The sequence below is a fragment of the Brevibacterium sp. JSBI002 genome (assembly GCF_026013965.1).
Lineage (GTDB): Bacteria > Actinomycetota > Actinomycetes > Actinomycetales > Brevibacteriaceae > Brevibacterium.
The window spans coordinates 2,601,211-2,620,899 of sequence record NZ_CP110341.1; the positions used below are offsets into that span (position 1 = coordinate 2,601,211).

Genomic DNA, 19,689 nt, shown 5'->3' on the forward strand with positions numbered 1-19,689 from the left:
TCTCGCTCGTCACTGCCTCTCATGCGCGGGGGTCGGGGATGCCGTCATACCCGCAGGAGGGGCGAAGGCGATGACTTCTCGATTGTCGGTGTAGGACTTCCGCCAGACCACGTGGGTTCCGTCGCCGCTGCTGATCGCACCGCTGTCATCGACTCTCGAGAATGCTTCAGCGTCGCAGCCGTCACCAAGATCGAAGTCGACGTTGTCGGCCGGACAGTACACCGGCCCGTCGGTGTCGATCTCCAGAGTGTGCGTCTTCACTGTGTGGTGACCATTGCCGATCGACGGCAGGGGCAGTGCGAAGAATTCTTCGCCGGACACTGTCAGGAACACTTCGGCGAGGGCATACTCGAGCTCGACGACATGACGACCTTCGCTCCACCCCACGGCCGCGCCTTGAGAATTCTGCGGACTGAGCGTGAAGTGCACCGCCGGATGGTCGAAGCCCTGCCGCCTCTCTTCGTCGACGGTGATGTCCAACTTCCCGAGCGTCTTCGGCGAGGTTCGAGTCGAACCGGCTGCCGTGCTCAGTTCGACTGCGCTCAGCGAGGACACCTTCGGCATCGTCGCCAGTCTGTTCCCGGTTTGCGGATTGCGACCCAAGCCCGCGTCGCTGATCCACAGCCCCACCGTTGATCCGTCCTCGGGTGGGACCTCGAAGATCAGCCTTTGGCGGATCTGGGCAGTGCCGTCCTTGTGCGGGGCCACCTCGGTGATGGTTTCCTGCGGGGTCAGCGCGTGTTCGGGCAGGCTTGTGGTCTCAGGGTGTGGAGCCGTATATCGCAGCACCAGCGCCGTTACGATCACGCCGATGACCACGACGGCGACCGCGGTGGACGCGATGCCGATGAGGAGGAGCAGCCTGGGGCGGGTCATGACTCCACACTATGGCCAGGGCCCGTCACAGGAGCTGCACGTTCGGTGCCAGACCTGGAACAATCGCAGGTACGCTGCTGCGGCTGTGCCGCCGATTGCGTCGTCGAAGTTCCGCCGCACCGGTCCCGTTCGGCCGAATCGGTGGCTCTGCTGCCGACGAACGGCAGCCGGCGGAGGAGTGTGTGAGAATGGCAGTCTGCGTCAAACTACGCTGTGCCCACCGACCACGACTGCAGCAGGAGGTGCCATGCGATCGCCTATCCCGGATTTCCTCGATGAGACGCTCGAACGATTCCGACCGGACCGGTCCGGGGAGAATGCGGACTACATCCCGGACCTCGCCTCAGCGGATCCGGAGAAGCTCGCGATCTGCATCTCGACCCTCGACGGCGTCGAATACACCTCCGGTGATGCCGACTTCGAATTCTCGATCCAGTCGATGTCGAAGCCCTTCATCTACGGGCTCGCCCTCGAGCAGGAAGGCCTGGCCGGAGTCCTCGAGATGGTCGGCGTCGAACCCAGCGGTGAGAAGTTCAACGAACTCTCCCTGGACAAGAAGTCGGGCCGACCGCTCAACCCGATGATCAACGCCGGGGCGATGACAATCCACTCCATCCTCGGCGCTCCCGGTGCAGGCTTGGCCGAACGCACGGAGATCGCGCGCGCCGGGCTCTCCCGCTTCGCCGGAAGGGAGCTGTCGATCGACGAATCGGTGGCCGACGGCGAATGGCGGGAGGCATACCGCAACGTCGCGATCGCGAATATGCTCCGGTCCTACGACATCTTCTACGACGACCCCGACGAGGTCGTCCGCGGCTATATCGAACAGTGCGCGATCACCGTCACCGTCAAAGACCTCGCCATCATGGCCTCGACTCTGGCAGGCGGCGGCATCAACCCGCTGACCGGTGAACAGGTGCTCTCCCCCAGGGTCAATCGGCAGGTGCTCGCCGTCATGATGACCTGCGGCATGTACGACGCGGCCGGCGACTGGATGACAGAGATCGGGATCCCAGCCAAGAGCGGCGTGTCCGGCGGTGTCTTCGGCGTCATGCCCGGTCAGGTCGGCATCGCCACGTTCTCTCCGCGACTGGACAGGCACGGCACGAGCGTCCGCGGAGCGAAGATCTTCCAAGACCTTTCCGACAGGTTGAGCCTGCACATCATGGATGCTCCGGAACCGGCGCGCTCGATCATCCGCCGCGACCGTCGCTTCGTCGACTCGGAGGGCAAGATGGTCCGCATCTGCAGCCTGCAGGGACTCATCCAGTGGAGCGGTTCGGAGAACGTCCTGCGCACGATGGACGAACCCAGTTCCACCACGAACACCTTCGTCCTCGACCTGCGCCGCGTCAACGAGATCAACTCCGTCGCCCGGAGCATGCTCACCGAGGCGCTGTCACGAATGAAGGACGATGGGATCCGCGTGGTCCTGCTCGACCCCGACGACATGATGCAGTGCAAAGGACCGAACTCCGCCCTTCCAGGTGTGCAGATCCTCGATTCGCTCAAATCGGTCAAAGGACTCAAACGCATCCGCGACGATCGTCGTCGGGAGATGGCCGATCGCTCCAACTGACGGGGGCCGGTGGGACCGCCCTCTGGGCTCGGGGCCGGTGGGTGGTCGAGAGAGATTTGATAAGGTGAGCCTTACTGAACCCCTGCGCCGAGGCGGCTCCACACTTCAAGGCCGACCGTGAGCTTCCAGGGGCACCCCGTTTGAGAAAGGCCGCCTGTGACGACCGCACCCAACACCCCCGAACGCACCGCACGACCTGTCCGCCAGCAGGCTGTTCTCACCGTGCTCGAGACGACCGAAGTCAGCCCGCACCTGGTGCGGATCCGCCTCGGCGGGGACACCTTCGACAACATCGATTCGAACGATGCGACCGACAAGTACGTCAAGCTCCTCTTCGCCGATCCGGCCCACGGGCTCGTCCCGCCCTACGACCTGACGAAGCTGCGCGAGCAATCCCCCGAGAAGCTGCCGAGTCGCCGTACCTACACGGTGCGCGAGATCAACCTAAACGAGAAGTGGCTGAGCATCGACTTCGTCATCCACGACGATGACGGAATCGCCGGACCGTGGGCGAAGAGCGCGAAGCCGGGAGACACGCTGGTCCTCTCCGGCGCGGGCGGCAAGTACGCCCCTGCCGCCGAGTCCGACTGGCACCTGCTCATCGCCGACCATTCCGCGATCCCCGCGGTGAGTTCGGCCATCGAGGCGATGCCCACCGAAGCCACCGGGGTTGTCCTGGCCTATGTCGCCGACGATGCCGACCGGGTTCTGCCCGAGGCGCCGGAAGGCGTCGAGGTGAGATGGGTGGACTCGGATAGGGAGCTCATTGCCGCAGTCGAGGGGCTCGAATGGCGTGCGGGTACTCCGCAGGTCTTCGCCCACGGCGAGCGCGAGACGATCAAGGCGATCCGCAAGATCCTCAAGGACCGCGAAGTGCCGCGGGAGTCACTGTCGATCTCCGCCTACTGGGCACGCGGCCGCGCCGAGGACCAGTTCCAGGCCGAGAAGCGCGAGCCCATCGGCCAGATCGACTGATTTCCCTGCCTGGTCACACTGACCGCTCAGGTCGCCGTCGACCGCTCTAGTCAGCGTCGGCGCCGCCGCTGACCGCTCGTGCCATAGGGTGAGCGGTCGACGCTGAGGTGAGCTGTCGGCAGTCGTGTGCGGCTAGGTGTCAGCTGCGACGGCGGGCGAGGAAGAAGGCCGCAGTGCCGATGGCGATGAGACCGACAGCGATGCCGCCGAGGATGAGGTACTGACCGAGGTCGGCACCGGTGCGCGGCAGCGGGTCACCGTCACCGTCGGCGTCGTTGGAAGCTTCGGAACCGTCTGCACTCGAGCCCACGTCTGAAGCGCTTGAGTCCGACCCTGCGTCAGGATCGCTGCTGGAGCCTGCGTTCGAGTTGCCTGCCGAGTCCGATTCGCTGCCCGAATCTGATTCGCTGCCCGCATCGGCCCGAGCGTTGTCGTTCGCACCGGCCTCGGAGTTGGACTCACTGCCGGCCGCGTCAGCCTGAGCATCCTCGTGCGCGTTGTCGTCGGCACCCGCGTTGTCGTCTGCGCCGGCTTCCTGATCAGTACCGGCGTTGTCGTCGCCACCGGCGTCCTCATCAGTGCCGGCATCCTCATCGGCACCCGCGCCATCGGCATCGGCGTTCTCATCGTCGCCGTCGTTGCCACCGTTTGCGAGATCGGCCACCGAGTAGAGGCTCGTCGTTCCCGAGACCTCATTGCCGACGACGAGCGCAGCCTCACCCGTCGGCGACTCATCGGGGCCGAGGAACGTGATGCCCTCCGGCCCGAGATCCCCCGCGCTCGAGAGCAGCGCAGCAGGTTCAGTGGCATCCTCGATCTCGTCCTCGACGGAGACCGAGAAGTCCCTGTTGTTGAAGTAGGTCGCGAACTTCGGGGCGCTCGGGTCGCTGAGGTCGAAGGCCGCGATTCCGCCGATGCGTTCGAAGCCGACGAACGCGTAGGTCGTCTCCCCCACTTGACCGATGGTCAGCGCCTCGGGCTCGGGCCCCTTGTCATCGCTGCGTCCTTCGAGGTTCGACTCGGAGTGGTTGGAGTTGAAGAACTCGGCCACAGCCTCGGCGGTCAGACGTTCGAACTCATCCGCGGAATCGGCGACGAGCTTCCCGTCGGTGGTCCACACGGAGAATGAGCGGGCGCCGAAAGCCACGAGCTCCTCATAGCAGTCGCCGGCGTCGTTCAGACCCAGATCGGTGATGATGTTCAGTCGTCCGAGGTCCTCGTCGCCGAGCTTGTCCGCCAGCGGCGAGGTCTCGCAGACCTGCGCGAGGCCGTCCTCGCCGAGGTCCTTGACCCTGGCCGCATCGACGAAGTCGCCCCATTCGCGGGAGTCACCCTCGTTCGCGGTCACCAGGTAGTCGGTTCCGCCGGAGGTGAACGTCGAGATCGTATCGGGCATGTAGGCGCCCTTGAGCCCCTCGTATGCCGTGATGTTCACGGTCGGAGCATCCTCGGGATCCCGGTCGGACGCATCGAGTCCGTTGCCTGCCCGGCCATGATCTTTGAGTCCCAACGGGAGGATCTCCTCGACCGACGCCGAGGCGATGTCGACGACCGCGATCGCGTTCGCTTCCTGCAGGGTTGCGTAGGCCTTGTCACCGGCGACGGTGATGTACTCGGGTTCGAGATTGCGCGAGATCGGCAGGTCCTCTTCGGGTGTGGGTCCGAAGATCCGCACATCCTCGGGCAGGGTCTTCGCTCCGTCGTCCTCGAACTCGTGGAAGTCCGCTGTGTGCACGTCCGCGTCCGACGGCGCGGCCACCTCGGCGGGAAGGTCGATGACGGACACCGACCCTTCCGGATCGGTCGAGAAGTCATCGGCCGGTTCGCCCTCGTTCGCCACCAGGGCGTGGGCGCCGTCCGGGGTGACGGTGACCATGTCGGGCAGGGACCCGACGGGAACCTCGCCGAGGATGTCCGCCTCGGGGTCGTTCGCGTCGAAGAACATCACGGTGCCCGGCTGCGTTTTGTCCTCGTCCTCGAGGGCGATGACGCCGAGACCGTCCTCGCGGACGGAGATCGAGTTCGCGACCCCGGTCCCGGTGATCTCGGAGACCTTCTGCGGGTTGGTCGGGTCGGAGGCGTCGATGACGTCGACGGTGGCCGCCTGCGCGTTGACGGTGAAGACGGTATCGCCGTGGACGGCGGTGATCTCGGCGGCGGATTCGTCGAACTGTCCGGTCTCGTGGGAGCCGAGGAAGTCCATCTCGATCTGTGCGTCCGAAGCCGAGGAGCTGATCGGATCGTCCACTTCTGCGGCGTGGGCGGTGCTCGTGCCCGTCGTTGTGCCGCCGATTGTGAAACCGGTGGTCAACAGCAGGGCGGCCGCCGAGGCCGTGAGCGTTTTCGCGGACAGTGGGATCGTCATCGGTTCTCCGGATTTCGAAAAGATGTCGCGGGCCGAATGGACCCACAATCACCTATTCCTAGACACCCGGAATGGACCGGTTCCGAACCGCAGATGGACGGACGGTGAACTCGTTCACCCGGAACCGTTGCGGTTCGAAGTGAACGGCGGGGTTTCGGAGTGGACGGCAGGGGGCGAGCTCAGGCGAAGTCGAGGCTCTCGGCCACCTCGGCGACCTTGCGCTTCGCCGCGTCGTCGAGATCGCGGACCGGCAGGGGCAGGCTGTCCGCGCCTACGAGACCGAGGTGTTCGGCGATGGCGGCAGTCACGCGCAGGCTGCCGCCGAACTCGGTGAACAGATCCCACAGCGGCTGCAGCTCGGCGGACAGTTCGCGGGCGAGATCGGCGTTGCCGAGTTCGGCCGCCCGGGTGATCTCAAGTACCGGTTCGGGCAGGGTGCCGCCGATGACCGTGTACCAGGCGTCGCAGCCGGCGATGAGGCCCTCCGCTCCATGGGCATCGCCGGAGATGCCGATCGTCACCTCACTGCCGATGGCCGCACGGATCTCGCCGATGCGCTCGTCCCATCCGGCGGGCGAGGCAGGTGCTCCGGGGATCTTGATCGAGGCCACACCGTCGAGCCCAGCCAGACGCGAGTAGAGCTCGGTGGTGAACGTGAAGTGCGTGGTGCCGGGGTTGTCGTAGACGACGACGGGCAGGTCGGTGGACTCTGTGACGGTGCGGAAGAGTGCGAACACCTCATCCTCGGTCAGCGGCTGATAGCTCACCGGTGCCAGCAGCAGCCCCTGCGCTCCGGCCGCTTCGGCGGAGGCGACATTGGCCAGAACGTCTCTCGTCCGCAGCGCACCGACTCCGATGAAGACGGGGATGTCCAGGGCGGTTTCGACGCTCAGCTGCGCCACCCGGGCGCGTTCGTCGGTGTCGAGGTAAGCATACGAACCGGTCGATCCGAGCGCCGTGATCGAGTCGACTCCGGCGAGAACGAGACGTTCGATGAGCCCGATGAAGGCATCCTCGTCGAGGGAATCGTCCTTCAGCGGGGTCAGCGGAAAGGCACTCAGCCCGGTGAACAGGGACGGGTCGGGGGTGTTCGTCAATGATCCTCCTCGGGTGGACGCGGGCCACCGATGGCGCGAACCTCGGGTGGCCGCGACGAAACGCGGTCGGCAGCAGCGGATGGGCCCGCTTGCGTTCAGTCTGCCAGGTCAGTCGAGAGTAGGCAGGTACGTCTCGAACGGGTCGAACTCCGGTTGCGCCGAGGCGACTTCCACAGCCGCAGCACCGACGGCGTTGGCTGCCCGCAGCGCGCGTTCCGGCTCGAGTCCGCCGGTCAGACCGATGGTCAGCGCCGCGCAGTAGGCGTCTCCGGCACCGACGGTGCTGACGGGATTCGCGGGGACCGCCTCGGCGAAGGCGATCTGCTCACCTCTTCGCAGCAGCGCCGACCCTTCCGCCCCGTAGGTGACAGCCACGAGCTGCGCGGTCTGCAGCTGCGGCAGCTGGAAGTACTCGTATTCGTTGACGATGATGAGATCGGCACGGTCGACCACCTCGGCGGGCAGCTGAAGGGCGGGAGCCGCATTGACGGCGAGGAACCCGGGCACGCGGTCGGCGAGTTCGACGATGAGGTCGAGGGAGATCTCGAGTTGAGTGAGCACGGCTTCGTCGGCACCGAATTCGATTCCAGCGAGACTGACCTCGGCATTCGCTCCTTCGCAGACGGCGATCTGATTCTCACCGTGAGTGTCGACCATGATGAGCGCGGTCCCGGTCTCGGCGGTCGCCTCGGCGATGTCATCGGTCCGGACTCCGGCAATCCGGAGGGCCTCGAGCATTGCCCTGCCGTCGGAGTCCGGGCCGACTGCACCGATCATGCGGGTCCGCGCACCGAGACGCGCGGCAGCGGCGGCCTGGTTCGCCCCCTTCCCGCCGGGAGAACGGGACAGTCTGCCTCCCCCCACGGTCTCACCGGCGGCAGGGAGGCGGGTGGTGGTGGCGGTGATATCGGCGTTGATGCTGCCGACAACCGTCAGGGAGCAGTCGATGGTCATGGCCCCATTATCGACGATCGAGAGAAGGCAGGCTGTCGACGATCGGGGTCGGGCGGGTGTGGGCAAAACATGGGCACACGGCGGGCATGAGAGAAGCCCCGTGATCCATCTGCACAGATCACGGGGCTTCCCGATCGGGGTGAGTAACGGGACTTGAACCCGCGACATCCGCGACCACAACGCGGCGCTCTACCAGCTGAGCTATACCCACCACATGCGCTGCACCTCAAGGCGCAGACAGCAAGATACATCTTAACCGCACCCGCCTGACCCGGGCAAACCAGAACCGCCCCTTCCGCCGGATGAGACGCAGATCTCATTACGTGCAACGATTCAGTAGCGATCTATAACGGTTTCGGAAAACTGGTAGGAGCGACCCTCGACATTCATTAGTATTGACTCGGCCCTGTCCTCGATAGCTGTCAAGGAACCCTGTACATGCCTCGTGCGTTGATCTCCGTCTCCGATGACGGGTTCACCTACACCACCCTCAACGGGGCGACGAGTCGCTATTCGGACACCGGACAGGCCATCTCCTACCTCGGCGACTATGCCAAGGAGACCGCGACCCCTCTGACCGTGACGATCGACGACGGCACGAAGACGGCTGAGATCGGCATCGATGAGAATGGCCGAGTCGGGGCGGTTCCCACATATGACTCCGGCGCCGAGGAGGTCGCGGACGAATCGTCGACCGCTTCGTCCGTGCATGGTTCGGCTGAGCCGACCGGAGATTCGGAGAACGCCGACCAGAGCACAGGCAGCGAGAACACTAACGGCCGGACCGCCAGCGGACAGAACGGCTTCGCAGCCCAAGAAGACTCATCAGGGTCGAACGGCGACAGCTACCCGATGGGCACGCCGTTCTCCGGACCGGCCACACCGGCCGCGCCGACGGTGAAGAAGACACCGGTGCGCAAACGGTCGGCACGCAATCGTCCGCAGCGGCTGAAGAAGATCACCATCCCAGGGCTCGTGCTCATCGGTCTGGCGATCCTCATGATCGGCGCTTTCGTCGTTCCCAATATCGTCCCCGTCGACTCCCCCGATACCCCGCAGACGATCGGTTCGGAGCAGCAGGTCAACCCCGCCTCCGAGCTCTCCGTCGACAATACCCAGGACATTGTTCCCAGCTACGACAACTCCCCCACGTGGGAAGCCGAGGTGCCCAAGCGCGCCTCGGTGACGGCTTCTGATCGCGGTGTGCTCCTCGTCAACGACAACCGCCTCGAAGTCCTCGACGCCGACACAGGCAAGTCGCGGTACAAGGCCAAGATCGATGAGTCCCCGACTTTCGCCGTCGACACCGTCATCGACGGTCGGCCGGCCCTGCTGTGGCAATCGGGCAATACCGCCGAGGCGCTCTTTGACGGGGAATCGAAGCCGAAGACCTACCAGCTGCCGGAGACGGCACGCATCACCTCCGCCGGCAAGAGCGTGCTCATCAAGTCGGGCAACAAGCTCTCGACCTTCGGTGCCGATGGCCTGGTCGACGTGCCCACCCCGCAGGCCGGTTCGACACCGATGGCCATCGATGACGATGAGATCTTCAGTTCGGACTGGAACGGTCCGGTCAAAGCGAAGAACATCAAGTCCGGCGACGAACGCAGCATCAAGCTCGAAAGCCCCGGCGACGAATTGAGGGTCATCGACTGGATCTCGGCCGGCCACGGAAAAGCGATCACGCTGTGGGGCGAACAGGGCGCTTCGACGAACTCCGGTCACAGGATCCAGCTCGTCGTCCATTCCCTCGACGACGGGTCGATCCTCTCAACCGTGACGACGACGACCGACATCGTCGGCGAGAAGTCCTGGGTGCGCGGGCAGGCGGGAGAACGCGCCTATATCGGTCCGTATCTCTTCGACCTGGAGTCGGGTCTGCTGCTGATGGACGTCTCCAGCCGCGATATCCATCTCTCCGAACCGCGCGGATCCATCGTGCCCTGCACGATGGACACGAGCACCTCGTGCCTGCTCGCCGGCAAACATGCGTTCAAGACCGACACCGATCTGCTGGCGGTCGTCGACAAGGGCAACGAGGCCCTGGTGCTCGGCGACGACTCGACAGTTCGGGCATATCCGAAGAAGTCAGAGACGCAGGATCGCTGATTCCGCGCCACGGCGAAACACGCCTATGGCTTTAACACATCTGGCCGAGACACTAAGATAGTGCCCGATGTGTCTGAACGTCATGTCCCCTTGACCCAATGAAGTCGGAATCCCCACCGCGAAGGAACGTAGTGCCAGTCTCACACAGGTTCAGCCGCAGAGCCGCCGCAATCGGCGCAGCGCTTGCCCTGGCAGCACTACCGATCTCGGCGACGTTCACACCTGCATTCGCCCAGCCGAGTCCCAGTCCCACGGCCGAAGCCAGTGCGAGTGCCGAGGCTGGCGCTTCCGCCGGAGCCGATTCATCTGCCGACGATGATGGTGGTTCAACTGCTGAAGGCACCAATGGTGCCGACGCGGATTCGAGCAGCGCCGAATCCGAGGGAGGGGCCGACAGCGACCCCGATCCGGATCCGACCGAAGACGGTGACAAGGCCTGTAAGGATCCGAAGTGGAACTCGGACGAACCGTGCGAGATCGAAGGTGAGCTCACCGCCAAGTGGCAGACGATCGGCAGTCAGCTGTCAGTTCCAGCGAACGATCAGGACGAGCCTGAAGGCACCCTGCCGAACAGCTGGGTCGGAAAGCCATTCAAAGTCCCCAAACAGGCGATGAAGCGCATTCCGGCGCAGTCGTCCGACACCAATTCCGATGCGTCGACCGAGAACGATTCGGACACCGACGACAGCGGCCAGCTCGTCGCCGAAGCTACCGCACAGGCTTCTATCCCAAATAGCGTTGAGTTCAATGAAGACGGCGTGATCGTCGGTGCCGACGGTTCCGGTCCAGTGGAGTTCGAGAACTTTGATGCCGTCAATGGGCCTGACCCCGCCTGGACTTTCGCGCTCAACGACAACGGCCAGATCGCCGTCACCGATGGGCAGCCCTATCCCGACAACGAGGACGGGGCCGGCGCGTCCACCGACCCAGACGGTTCCTCCAACGACGGCTCGAACGCCGGCACCGAAAAGGACGGGACGGCCGACAGCGGCTCCTCTCCAACAGCGGATGGGTCGGACTCGTCTGACGGCGCCACCGCCAACAGTGACCCGGACGAAGGCAAGAACGCCAGTAAGGACGGCGCCACCTCCGACGACGGCTCTGCGAACGACCGCGGGGCTGGCAAGGACGGCTCTTCCTCGGCCAGCGAAGCCTCTGACGACAGCACTACCTCGACCGATGGCTCCACTTCGTCGGATTCAGGATCGAAGGACCGCGCGAACACGTCTGGCGACAAGGACTCCGACGGCCGAGAATCTGACGCCGACACCGGCTCAGGCTCGGACGGCTCACGCGGCAGCGATTCCGACAGGTCGGGCTCCAGTTCGGATTCCGGCGACGATGACGAGAAGGATTCGGACAAGGATGGTTCCGGCTCGTCGATCGGCGCCTCTGATGCCGACGGCACCACCCCGGACCCGTCGAACGGCAACGGCTCCCCCGATGATGAGCGCGAGACCATTCCCGGCAATGCTGGTGATGAATGGCTGCCCGGGGATGACGAGGATACCGAAACCCCTGACTACTCGGACCCTGTGCCTCGCAACCCCGACGAGCCTGCGCCCAAAGACGATACGGACCTCATCACGGGTGGCGATCAGCCGTCCCCGCGAGCCAACCAGAATCCGGCGACCTCGTTCGGCGAATCCATCATCTCCACGATCGTCAGCTCCTGGCCCATCTTCGTCCTCGCCGCCTCCGGTATGGCCGCGGTCGGGTTCATCATCTACCTCATGGGACGCCGCGGAAAACAGGAGTGAGGCCGCGTGGACCTATTCGACTCCGAACTGCGAGTCATCGCCGCTGCCGAGCAGCTCGTTAGGGGACTCGGCAGCGATGACAACCACACCGTTGCCGCTGCCGCGATGGACACCTCCGGTCGCATCTACACCGGCGTCAACGTCTTTCACTTCACCGGCGGACCCTGCGCGGAACTCGTCGTGATCGGTGCCGCCGCGGCAGCGAACGCCGGACCACTGGTCACGATCGCTGCGGTCGGCGACCGGAACCGCGGTGTGCTGGCCCCGTGCGGACGCTGCCGTCAGGTCATCCTCGACCTCCATCCTGATGCGCTCGTCGTCGTACCCGACAACACCACTGGCCAGACGTCGATCGCCCCGATCCCCGCCCTGCTCCCCCACTCCTACCGACATCCGGATTCTGATCCCAAACGGCTGCTGAGGTTCCACGCTAGATACTTCGAGGCCGTCGCGGACGGGACGAAGACGCTGACGGTGCGGTGGAACGAAGGCCACCGCACGGGTCCGGCTCTGGCGTACTTCGAGAACACCGCGCATGGCACGCTCCCCGTGGAAGTCGCCTCGGTGATGGTGAAGCGACTCGACGAACTGCGACCTGAGGATCTCGACCTCACCCGCCCGAGTGGATTGGAGCGGTATATCGCCAATCTCCGCGGGCACTACCCGACCATGCCCGCGGACGCGAGCGTCGAGATCGTAAGATTCCGTCGAACCGCGGCCGATATCTGACACTCACAGTGCCCAGCCGCTAAGCTGGACAGCGAAGCACTGTGGCACAAGGTCACAGACGCAGCAAAGCATTCTCGACCGGGAGGACTCGACCCGATGACTGACAACGTCTACACCTCAGATGTGACCGTCGACCAGGCGACAACCGCGCAGCTCGCGGAGTCGATCCGACTGCGCGAGGAGCGCATCGCCGAGAACATCGACGAGCTCGTCGGCCGCATCCACCCAAAGGTGCTGGCGACGCGCGCCGTCAACAAGGCGAAGTCCGAGGTCGTCGAGGAAGACGGCTCCCCCAAGCCCGAAATCATCGCACTCGGTGCCGGTGCCGTCCTCGGTGTGGCCGCCCTCATCGTCGGACTCTCCGGTCGCAAGCGTGGCTGATGCCGCACTACCGATCCGGATGCTCCATGATCGGATCCTGCTCGAACCCAGCGCGGAAGCCGGGGAACGCAAATCCTCGGCGGGCATCGTCATTCCCGCCACCGCCAGCATGGGCAGACGCCTCGTGTGGGGCAAGGTCGTAGCGGCCGGCCCGCACGTGAGGCAGGCCAACCTCGGCGATACCGTACTCTACGATCCCGAGGAACTCGCCGAGGTGGAGCTCGAGGGACGCGCGTATGTGCTGTTGCGCGAACGCGACGTCCACGCAATCTCCGAACCTGCCGAACAGTCGAGTTCCGGAATGTACCTGTAGGGATCCTTTGGGGTTCGCAGCCCCATGGAAAGGGACTCTGACCAGGAGCTTGCGACCTTCATCACAAAACTGAATATGGGCCGATCTCGGTTTGCATGATCGGTCGACACCTGAGTAATATTAATTCTCGTTGCACAGCATGTGCGGCAAGCACCTCTAGCTCAATTGGCAGAGCAACTGACTCTTAATCAGTGGGTTCCGGGTTCAAGTCCCGGGGGGTGCACAGAGAACTGAGAACCGCCATTCGGATCATCCGGGTGGCGGTTTTCTGTTCTCTTTCCCGCGAAGAGAATCGTGGGCTGTAGGCCAAGATTTGGGTCTGGACTGGACGTGTCAGCCTCGACACTGCTTTCGGTCCCTGAGAAGCCGATCGTCTCCTCCCAGCCCATCTTGAGTTTCGCCACCTTCGGGGCCCCACGCGATGATAGCCAGGCCCAGGGACTACCGAACAACCACTGGTCCTCAGGTGCCTCGGTATGAAGATACAACAGCAAGTTCAGATAGACTCCCTCCATGCAGAACTTCGCTGACCGTAAGCCAGGTCTCGGTCAAATCGTACGCAGTCTACGAACAGAGTCCGGATCGGCGATGTTTCTGGCGCTGGTCACAGTATTGGCGCTTGCGTGGGCGAACTCGCCGTTATCTGAAAGCTATTTCGCGCTCTGGCATCAGGAGGTCGGCTTCGATGTCGGTCCCGTGGGCATGCATATGACTCTGCACCACTGGATCAACGACGGACTCATGGTGATCTTCTTCTTTGTTGTCGGACTGGAGGTGCGGCAAGAGTTCGCGCACGGATCTTTGCGCGATCGAAGTCGTGCTCAACTCGCTTTGATAGCTGGCGTCGCAGGCGTCGCTCTCCCGGCTCTCGTGTATGCGTTTGTCGTCAGCTTGTCCGGCGGCAGCGGACTTGGCGGATGGGGTGCTGTCGTCGGAACGGATACAGCGTTCATGCTCGGCGCCTTGGCAATAGTGGGTCCACGACTGTCAGGTCAGTTGCGTGTCTTCCTCCTCACCCTGACAGTGGTCGATGACTTCCTGGCAGTATCGATCATCGGCATTGTCTATAGCGATGAGATCAAGTTTGTCCCATTGTTGATCGCTCTAGCCTGCCTCATCGGCTTGTGGGCGCTTGGCCGTTCACGACAGTGGATTACGGGGCCTTATGTGATCATTGTGATTGTTCTGTGGTTCGCCACTGTCTCTTCCGGGGTTCATGCTTCACTCGCGGGCATGATAGCCGGGCTGCTCATCCCTGCCTACCCTACCCAGCGCCAAGAGGTAGTTGCTGCCCGCCAGCTTTTCCGTGACTTCTGGCAGTCGCCCAGCGCCGCCTCGGCGCGCGGTGTCAACCGCGGCCTCGCACGGGGGATCTCGGTGAACGAGAGAATGCACGAAGTCCTTCGCTGGCCCACTGCGCTGCTTGTCGTGCCGATCTTCGCACTCGCCAATGCCGGCGTCGACCTCAGAGGTGGATTGCTCGCTGATTCCCTCGGCTCTTCCGTGACCTGGGGAGTCATTGCCGGCCTCGTACTCGGTAAGCTTCTTGGAATTGGCTTTGCCACTCTGCTGGCAGTCCGGATGGGCCTTGGCCGACCGCCAGAAGGGGTGGGAATGGGCAGCGTGTTCGGCGGTGCAGCGCTTTCAGGCATCGGGTTCACCGTCTCTCTGCTCGTCATCGGACTTGCCTTCGGCTCGACAACTGATCTCGGGAGACAGGCGACTGTGGGTGTCCTGGTCTCCATGGTGCTCGCCGTTGCCCTGGGCTGGTTGATTTTCAAGATCGCTGCCAAGCGCTGGGGTGAGGAGACTGCAGATCTGCCGATGGTGCTCGATCCTACGGTCGATCCCGAAGTCGATCACATTCGCGGCCCGCAGGACGCCAAGCTGACACTGGTCGAATATATCGACTTCGAGTGCGAGTACTGTGCACACGCCACTGGCTCCTGGGACGACCTGCGCGCGCAATTCGGCGACGATCTTCGTTACGTAGTGCGGCATCTTCCCCACCACCCACACGGGCCATTGGCTGCAAAAGCGTCTGAAGCAGCTGCAAACCAAGGCGAGTTCTGGCGATGGCTCGATTTCGTATTCACGCACCAGGACGCGCTCGAGCGGGAGCATCTCCTTGCCTATGCGGAAGAGCTCGGGCTGAACGTCGATCGTTTCATCCAAGACATGGACAGCGAGGCTGTCGCGCAACGAGTCAACCGCGACCTCGTGAGTGCCGAGGCCAGCGGTGCTCATGCCACTCCAACGTTCTTTGTCGAAGGTCGGCGCCTGTTGGGCGACTATGACGCCCGGACGTTGACTGCGGCGCTCGAAGCGAGGAGGCGCGGCACACGTACCCAGGAGGCACCCCGCTGAAAGGATGGTGAGGGGGTCGGCGACTACTACCGAGGAGTGTCAACCCGCGGGTTTCCCGGAGGCTCCTATCCTGGTCTCCTTGGCAGCCGCGGGTTCTGTCGCGGACTGGTTGATCCACTCCGAATGGACCTCGAGTGGCGGGCGGCAACTCGTCGCTGGGTGCAGTCAGGTCGTGTTACACCAGGCCACAACCGCGTATTGCGTGTTCGCCCCGTTTGCGACGTCCAGATCGGCTTCGGCACGGACGACACGCTCGACAGCACGATACTCGAGCTCGTCGGCGTATTTCACTGGCAAGAGAGAATCTCGTTCCTCCAATCTCACTGCCTCTGTTATCCCTGGGGCGATTCACCTAGGCTGAGCCAGCAGGCGAAAAATAAACGCTTTCGCATGCAAGTTCCAGCAGAAAGCTGGATGATCACCCTATGGAAGGACACGAAAATCATGGCTGATGGCAATCGCGCAGTAGTGTTCGCTAATCCACAAGACATGCAGGTCGAAAATCTCGACTTCCCAAAACTGGAGATGCCCGACGGAGCAAAAGCACCGCACGGTGTCATACTGAAAATCGTCGCTACGAATATCTGCGGAAGCGACCTCCACATCTACCGTGGCTCTTTCCCAGTGCCCCAAGGCATGGTCATGGGACACGAAATGACAGGCCAGGTAGTTGAGCTCGGATCCGATGTCACTTTCCTCAAGGAAGGCGATCTCGTCTCGGTGCCGTTCAATGTCGCTTGCGGCCGGTGTCGCAATTGCCGGGCGCGCAGGACGGAAGTCTGCGAGACTACGAATCCAGATGTCGCCTGCGCAGCCTACGGGTTCAACCTCGGCAATTGGCAAGGTGGACAGGCGGAATACCTGTTTGTGCCCTATGCCGACTTTCAGCTGCTCCGCTTCCCAGACAAGGACCAGGCCATGGAGAAGATCCGCGACTTGGCCCTCCTATCGGACATTCTTCCCACTGCATTCCACGGACTCATGGAGGCTGGCGCCAAGCCAGGCTCCACAGTCTATATTGCCGGCGCGGGACCTGTCGGCCGGTGCGGGGCAGCGGCAGCTCGCCTCCTCGGAGCGTCATGCATCATTGTCGGCGACTACCACAAGGACCGCCTCGATCTGATGAAGCAGAACGGCTGCGAGACCATTGACCTCAACGAGGATGTTCCTCTGACCGATCAGATCGAAGCTATTCTAGGCGAGCCCATGGTGGATTGTGCGGTAGATTACGTGGGCTCGGAAGCGCATGGAATCGGTCGTGACGCCAATGATATGGATCCTGCGCACGCGATCAATCAGGTCATGGACGCCACCCGACCTGGCGGGGCTACTGGCATCATCGGAGTGTACGGCCCCGATCCGCTTGCAGAGTCGAAAGCAGAGCAGGAAGGAACTTTCCCACTCGACTTCGGAAAAGCATGGATCAAGTCACCTCGAATCTCGGGCGGCCAGGCACCGATCATGCACTACAACCGCGAGTTGATGATGGCCATTCTCTGGGACCGCATGCCGTACCTCAGCGACATGCTCAACACGAAGATCATCAGTCTCGACGATGCTCCAGACGCCTACGCAACCTTTGATAAGGGTGCTTCGGACAAGTTCATCATCGATCCGCACGGGCTCATTCCAGCCTGACCTGATCCACCCTCCAGAAGGACTGCAAGCTTCATTTAACGACATCAGAGAACGGGTTCGGGTGCTGCCTTTGGTGGCACCCGAACTGCACTGACTGTCCGATCAGTCTGTCTTCACATCGATTGACACGGCTTCGCGCGAAGCTAGGTGTTGTCGTGACCTTAGTGAGCCAACTCTGCCACCCGCCAGATTTCAATCGGCCAGCTGGTCAACTCTGAAGAGCTCAAGGATTGATGCTCCAGACTACTGGCAGCACATTCGTAAGCAGGCTTACCTTGGTGTATCCAACGGCCCCTTCTCATCTAAGCTCAAAGGCGCGTCCAAGCTGACTCCTCAGAACGACCGCTATTCGCAGCTCGAGGCGTCATCGATTCCGGTTCAATAGCGCTCACGAGCCCCAGCTTCCCAATTCAGTCCTGACCGGCGCGGGCATAGGCACCGAGAACCTGTCTCTCCGAATCCCCGAGGTAGACGGCAAGCCTAGCAGCGGCGGCCCCCGGCCCATCAGAGCGATAGATCTCGACCACCTCGCGGTTGCGCTCGATGAAGGGCGCATGGAGGAAGTCGAGGACCTCGACTTTGAGGAACGCCAACCGCAGCTCGGCGAGCACATTGGAGAACGACTGCATCAGCCGCCGGCTGTCCGAGAGCGAAACGACGGCATTGTGGAACTCCATGTTCGCCGTTCCCACTTCCAGCCAGTTCTCCTCGGCAGCGAACTTCTCAGCGGCTTCGACGGCCGCCTCCATCCTCACGGCGTTCGGGTGATTGCGCGGAGCATGCTCAAGCACCGAGCACTCGACATGATGGCGCACCCGGTAGATGTCGACGACATCGGCGGTGCTCGGTGACGCCACGGACACACCTCGGTGCGGGATGTGCGTGATCAAGCCCTGCTCCCCGAGGACTCGAAAAGCCTCACGCAGAGTATTGCGCGAAACATCGAATTCCTTCGCCAGCGCGGTTTCGGACAGCCGCTCACCGGGGCGCAGCTCTCCAGCGATGAGACGGTCGGTGAGCCTGTTGACCAGGGACGAATCGTGATTCACCTCTCCATCCTACTGAAACAGCGCCCCGAACTCCCATCCGCTCGTCGACAAAGCGACGACGAAAAGTGTGACCCCCGTCTATGTTTGTTGAACAATAGGTGCTAGATTGTTTACCACTTCACGTGTGCCAGGACACAGACATCGCTGTCCTCACCCCATCGGCGCACACGAAGAAACAATTGACCACCAGACATTCGGAGACTCCTATGTCACACGCACCGGAATCCTCTTCTGCGGATGGGACCGCCTCAGGCCTTGACAATGCCAAGAGCGAAATCGGTTCGAAGATCAGCCGCAGCGCGATCATCGGCGCCATCTTCCTCATGGCCACCTCGGCGATCGGCCCGGGCTTCATCACCCAGACAGCCACCTTCACGGCTCAGATGGGTGCGGCCTTTGCCTTCGCGATCTTCGCGTCGATCCTCATCGACATCGCCATCCAGCTCAATATCTGGCGGATGGTGACTTCTTCGGGCAAACGTGCTGCCCAGCTGGCCTCCTCGGCAGTGCCGGGATCGGGCATCCTCCTGTCCATCCTCATCGTCGTCGGCGGCCTGGCCTTCAATATCGGCAATATCGCCGGCGGCGGCCTCGGCCTCAACGCGCTGCTGGGCATCGACCCGAAGTTCGGCGGACTGCTCACCGGCGTCCTGGCAGTCGGCATCTTCCTGTTCAAACGCGCCGGAAAGGTCGTCGACACCGTCGTCCTCGTCCTCGGCATCGGGATGATCATCCTCACCTGCATCGTCGCCATCGTCTCGAACCCTCCGGTCGGTGAGGCGATCAAACAGTCATTCGTGCCCGACACCATCAACTTCGCCACGGTGACCACGATCGTCGGCGGCACGGTCGGCGGCTACATCACCTATTCCGGCGCCCACCGCTACCTCGACTCGGGCAAGACAGGGCCGGAGAACGCCGGCTCCGTCATGCGCTCGGCTCTGTCGGGCATCGTCGTCACCGGTGTCATGCGCTACGTCCTCTTCCTCGCCATCCTCGGCGTCGTCGCCTCCGGCGTCGCACTCGACCTCGACTCGAGCGTGGCCAACCCCGCCGGTCAGGCCTTCGCCGCAGTCCTCGGCGATGCGGGAATGCGCATCTTCGGAGCGATCTTCTGGGCCGCGGCACTGAGCTCGGTCATCGGCGCCGCCTATACCTCGGCGACGTTCCTCTCGGCGTTCTCCAAACGCCTCAAAGGCGGTTGGCCGCTGCAGCTGGCGACAGTGGCCTTCATCGTCGTCTCGCTCGTCGTCTACCTCGTCCTCGGCACGGCGCCTGCCACGCTGCTCGTCTTCGTCGGCGGCTTCAACGGTCTCATCCTGCCGATCGGTCTGACGATCTTCATGTACATCGGCTGGTTCAGGCCGCGCCTGCTGCGCACTGATTCGTACCCGAAGTGGTTGCTCATCATCGGCACCGCGGCAACACTGGTCACGTGGTACACGGCCACACAGTCCATCGGCCCCATCTTCGCCATGATCGGAATCGGAGGGTGAC

Annotated in this window: 15 protein-coding genes and 2 tRNA genes; 11 read left to right on the forward strand and 6 right to left on the reverse strand. The window is 63.2% G+C overall.

The features are described 5' to 3' along the window. Nucleotides 1–9 precede the first annotated feature (9 nt). A complete protein-coding gene (locus tag LJ362_RS11840; protein ID WP_264799243.1) occupies nucleotides 10–876 on the reverse strand; it encodes a hypothetical protein in 867 nt (288 codons plus the stop codon). A 247-nt stretch (nucleotides 877–1,123) separates the two neighbouring features. Here LJ362_RS11840 and LJ362_RS11845 point away from each other — a divergent pair, with 247 nt between their 5' ends. Next, a complete protein-coding gene (locus LJ362_RS11845) occupies nucleotides 1,124–2,455 on the forward strand; it encodes a glutaminase (RefSeq protein WP_264799244.1) in 1,332 nt (443 codons plus the stop codon). Nucleotides 2,456–2,611: 156 nt separating this feature from the next. Further along, nucleotides 2,612–3,430: a siderophore-interacting protein gene (locus LJ362_RS11850; protein WP_264799246.1), complete on the forward strand. Its 819-nt coding sequence runs from the start codon at nucleotides 2,612–2,614 to the stop codon at nucleotides 3,428–3,430. Between the two features lie 139 nt (nucleotides 3,431–3,569). On the opposite strand, the gene LJ362_RS11855 is transcribed toward LJ362_RS11850, so the two are convergent. From LJ362_RS11855 to LJ362_RS11870, 4 genes are all read right to left on the reverse strand, one after another. Beyond that, a complete protein-coding gene (locus LJ362_RS11855) occupies nucleotides 3,570–5,795 on the reverse strand; it encodes a choice-of-anchor I family protein (RefSeq protein ID WP_264799247.1) in 2,226 nt (741 codons plus the stop codon). A gap of 179 nt (nucleotides 5,796–5,974) precedes the next feature. Continuing rightward, nucleotides 5,975–6,868 (reverse strand): dihydrodipicolinate synthase family protein, encoded by an 894-nt coding sequence (locus tag LJ362_RS11860; protein WP_413774253.1) that lies wholly within the window; start codon nucleotides 6,866–6,868, stop codon nucleotides 5,975–5,977. 132 nt (nucleotides 6,869–7,000) lie between these two features. Continuing rightward, the gene (locus LJ362_RS11865) at nucleotides 7,001–7,846 is read right to left on the reverse strand and encodes a PfkB family carbohydrate kinase (protein WP_264799249.1); all 846 of its coding nucleotides are present in this window, start codon (nucleotides 7,844–7,846) and stop codon (nucleotides 7,001–7,003) included. Nucleotides 7,847–7,984: 138 nt separating this feature from the next. Beyond that, nucleotides 7,985–8,057 (reverse strand) — tRNA-His (locus LJ362_RS11870). Between the two features lie 227 nt (nucleotides 8,058–8,284). Here LJ362_RS11870 and LJ362_RS11875 point away from each other — a divergent pair. The 8 genes from LJ362_RS11875 (at nucleotide 8,285) to LJ362_RS11910 (ending at nucleotide 17,143) form a co-directional block, all read left to right on the forward strand. Beyond that, complete coding sequence (locus tag LJ362_RS11875) at nucleotides 8,285–9,955, forward strand: hypothetical protein (protein WP_264799250.1); 1,671 nt, start codon at nucleotides 8,285–8,287, stop codon at nucleotides 9,953–9,955. A 131-nt stretch (nucleotides 9,956–10,086) separates the two neighbouring features. Beyond that, nucleotides 10,087–11,715 carry a hypothetical protein gene (locus LJ362_RS11880; protein WP_264799251.1) on the forward strand — a complete coding sequence of 543 codons (1,629 nt, stop codon included), beginning with the start codon at nucleotides 10,087–10,089 and terminating at the stop codon, nucleotides 11,713–11,715. 6 nt (nucleotides 11,716–11,721) lie between these two features. Continuing rightward, nucleotides 11,722–12,444: an ASCH domain-containing protein gene (locus LJ362_RS11885; protein ID WP_264799252.1), complete on the forward strand. Its 723-nt coding sequence runs from the start codon at nucleotides 11,722–11,724 to the stop codon at nucleotides 12,442–12,444. 96 nt (nucleotides 12,445–12,540) lie between these two features. After that, nucleotides 12,541–12,825, forward strand: a complete 285-nt coding sequence (locus tag LJ362_RS11890) for a DUF3618 domain-containing protein (RefSeq protein ID WP_062862037.1) — start codon at nucleotides 12,541–12,543, stop codon at nucleotides 12,823–12,825. Continuing rightward, on the forward strand, nucleotides 12,818–13,138 hold the full coding sequence (locus LJ362_RS11895; RefSeq protein ID WP_039209700.1) for a GroES family chaperonin: 321 nt from the start codon (nucleotides 12,818–12,820) through the stop codon (nucleotides 13,136–13,138). The genes LJ362_RS11890 and LJ362_RS11895 overlap by 8 nt, the downstream gene beginning before the upstream one ends. Nucleotides 13,139–13,288: 150 nt before the next feature. After that, nucleotides 13,289–13,361, forward strand: a tRNA-Lys gene (locus tag LJ362_RS11900). A 290-nt stretch (nucleotides 13,362–13,651) separates the two neighbouring features. Next, a complete protein-coding gene (gene nhaA, locus LJ362_RS11905) occupies nucleotides 13,652–15,505 on the forward strand; it encodes a Na+/H+ antiporter NhaA (protein WP_264799253.1) in 1,854 nt (617 codons plus the stop codon). A gap of 444 nt (nucleotides 15,506–15,949) precedes the next feature. Then, on the forward strand, nucleotides 15,950–17,143 hold the full coding sequence (locus LJ362_RS11910) for an alcohol dehydrogenase catalytic domain-containing protein (protein WP_264801837.1): 1,194 nt from the start codon (nucleotides 15,950–15,952) through the stop codon (nucleotides 17,141–17,143). 410 nt (nucleotides 17,144–17,553) lie between these two features. Here the strand turns inward: LJ362_RS11910 and LJ362_RS11915 are convergent, their stop codons facing one another. Continuing rightward, nucleotides 17,554–18,192, reverse strand: a complete 639-nt coding sequence (locus LJ362_RS11915) for a GntR family transcriptional regulator (RefSeq protein ID WP_264799254.1) — start codon at nucleotides 18,190–18,192, stop codon at nucleotides 17,554–17,556. A gap of 323 nt (nucleotides 18,193–18,515) precedes the next feature. Here LJ362_RS11915 and LJ362_RS11920 point away from each other — a divergent pair, with 323 nt between their 5' ends. Beyond that, nucleotides 18,516–19,688, forward strand: coding sequence for an NRAMP family divalent metal transporter (locus LJ362_RS11920; protein ID WP_264801838.1), 1,173 nt, complete (start codon nucleotides 18,516–18,518; stop codon nucleotides 19,686–19,688). Nucleotide 19,689 lies beyond the last annotated feature (1 nt).

Coding starts and splice junctions, on each gene's coding strand:
- LJ362_RS11865 (WP_264799249.1), bottom strand. CDS start 7,846: ATGACCATCGACTGCTCCCTGACGGTTGTCGGCAGCATCAACGCCGAT.
- LJ362_RS11845 (WP_264799244.1), top strand. CDS start 1,124: ATGCGATCGCCTATCCCGGATTTCCTCGATGAGACGCTCGAACGATTC.
- LJ362_RS11890 (WP_062862037.1), top strand. CDS start 12,541: ATGACTGACAACGTCTACACCTCAGATGTGACCGTCGACCAGGCGACA.
- LJ362_RS11855 (WP_264799247.1), bottom strand. CDS start 5,795: ATGACGATCCCACTGTCCGCGAAAACGCTCACGGCCTCGGCGGCCGCC.
- LJ362_RS11875 (WP_264799250.1), top strand. CDS start 8,285: ATGCCTCGTGCGTTGATCTCCGTCTCCGATGACGGGTTCACCTACACC.
- LJ362_RS11910 (WP_264801837.1), top strand. CDS start 15,950: ATGGCTGATGGCAATCGCGCAGTAGTGTTCGCTAATCCACAAGACATG.
- nhaA (WP_264799253.1), top strand. CDS start 13,652: ATGCAGAACTTCGCTGACCGTAAGCCAGGTCTCGGTCAAATCGTACGC.
- LJ362_RS11920 (WP_264801838.1), top strand. CDS start 18,516: ATGGCCACCTCGGCGATCGGCCCGGGCTTCATCACCCAGACAGCCACC.
- LJ362_RS11840 (WP_264799243.1), bottom strand. CDS start 876: ATGACCCGCCCCAGGCTGCTCCTCCTCATCGGCATCGCGTCCACCGCG.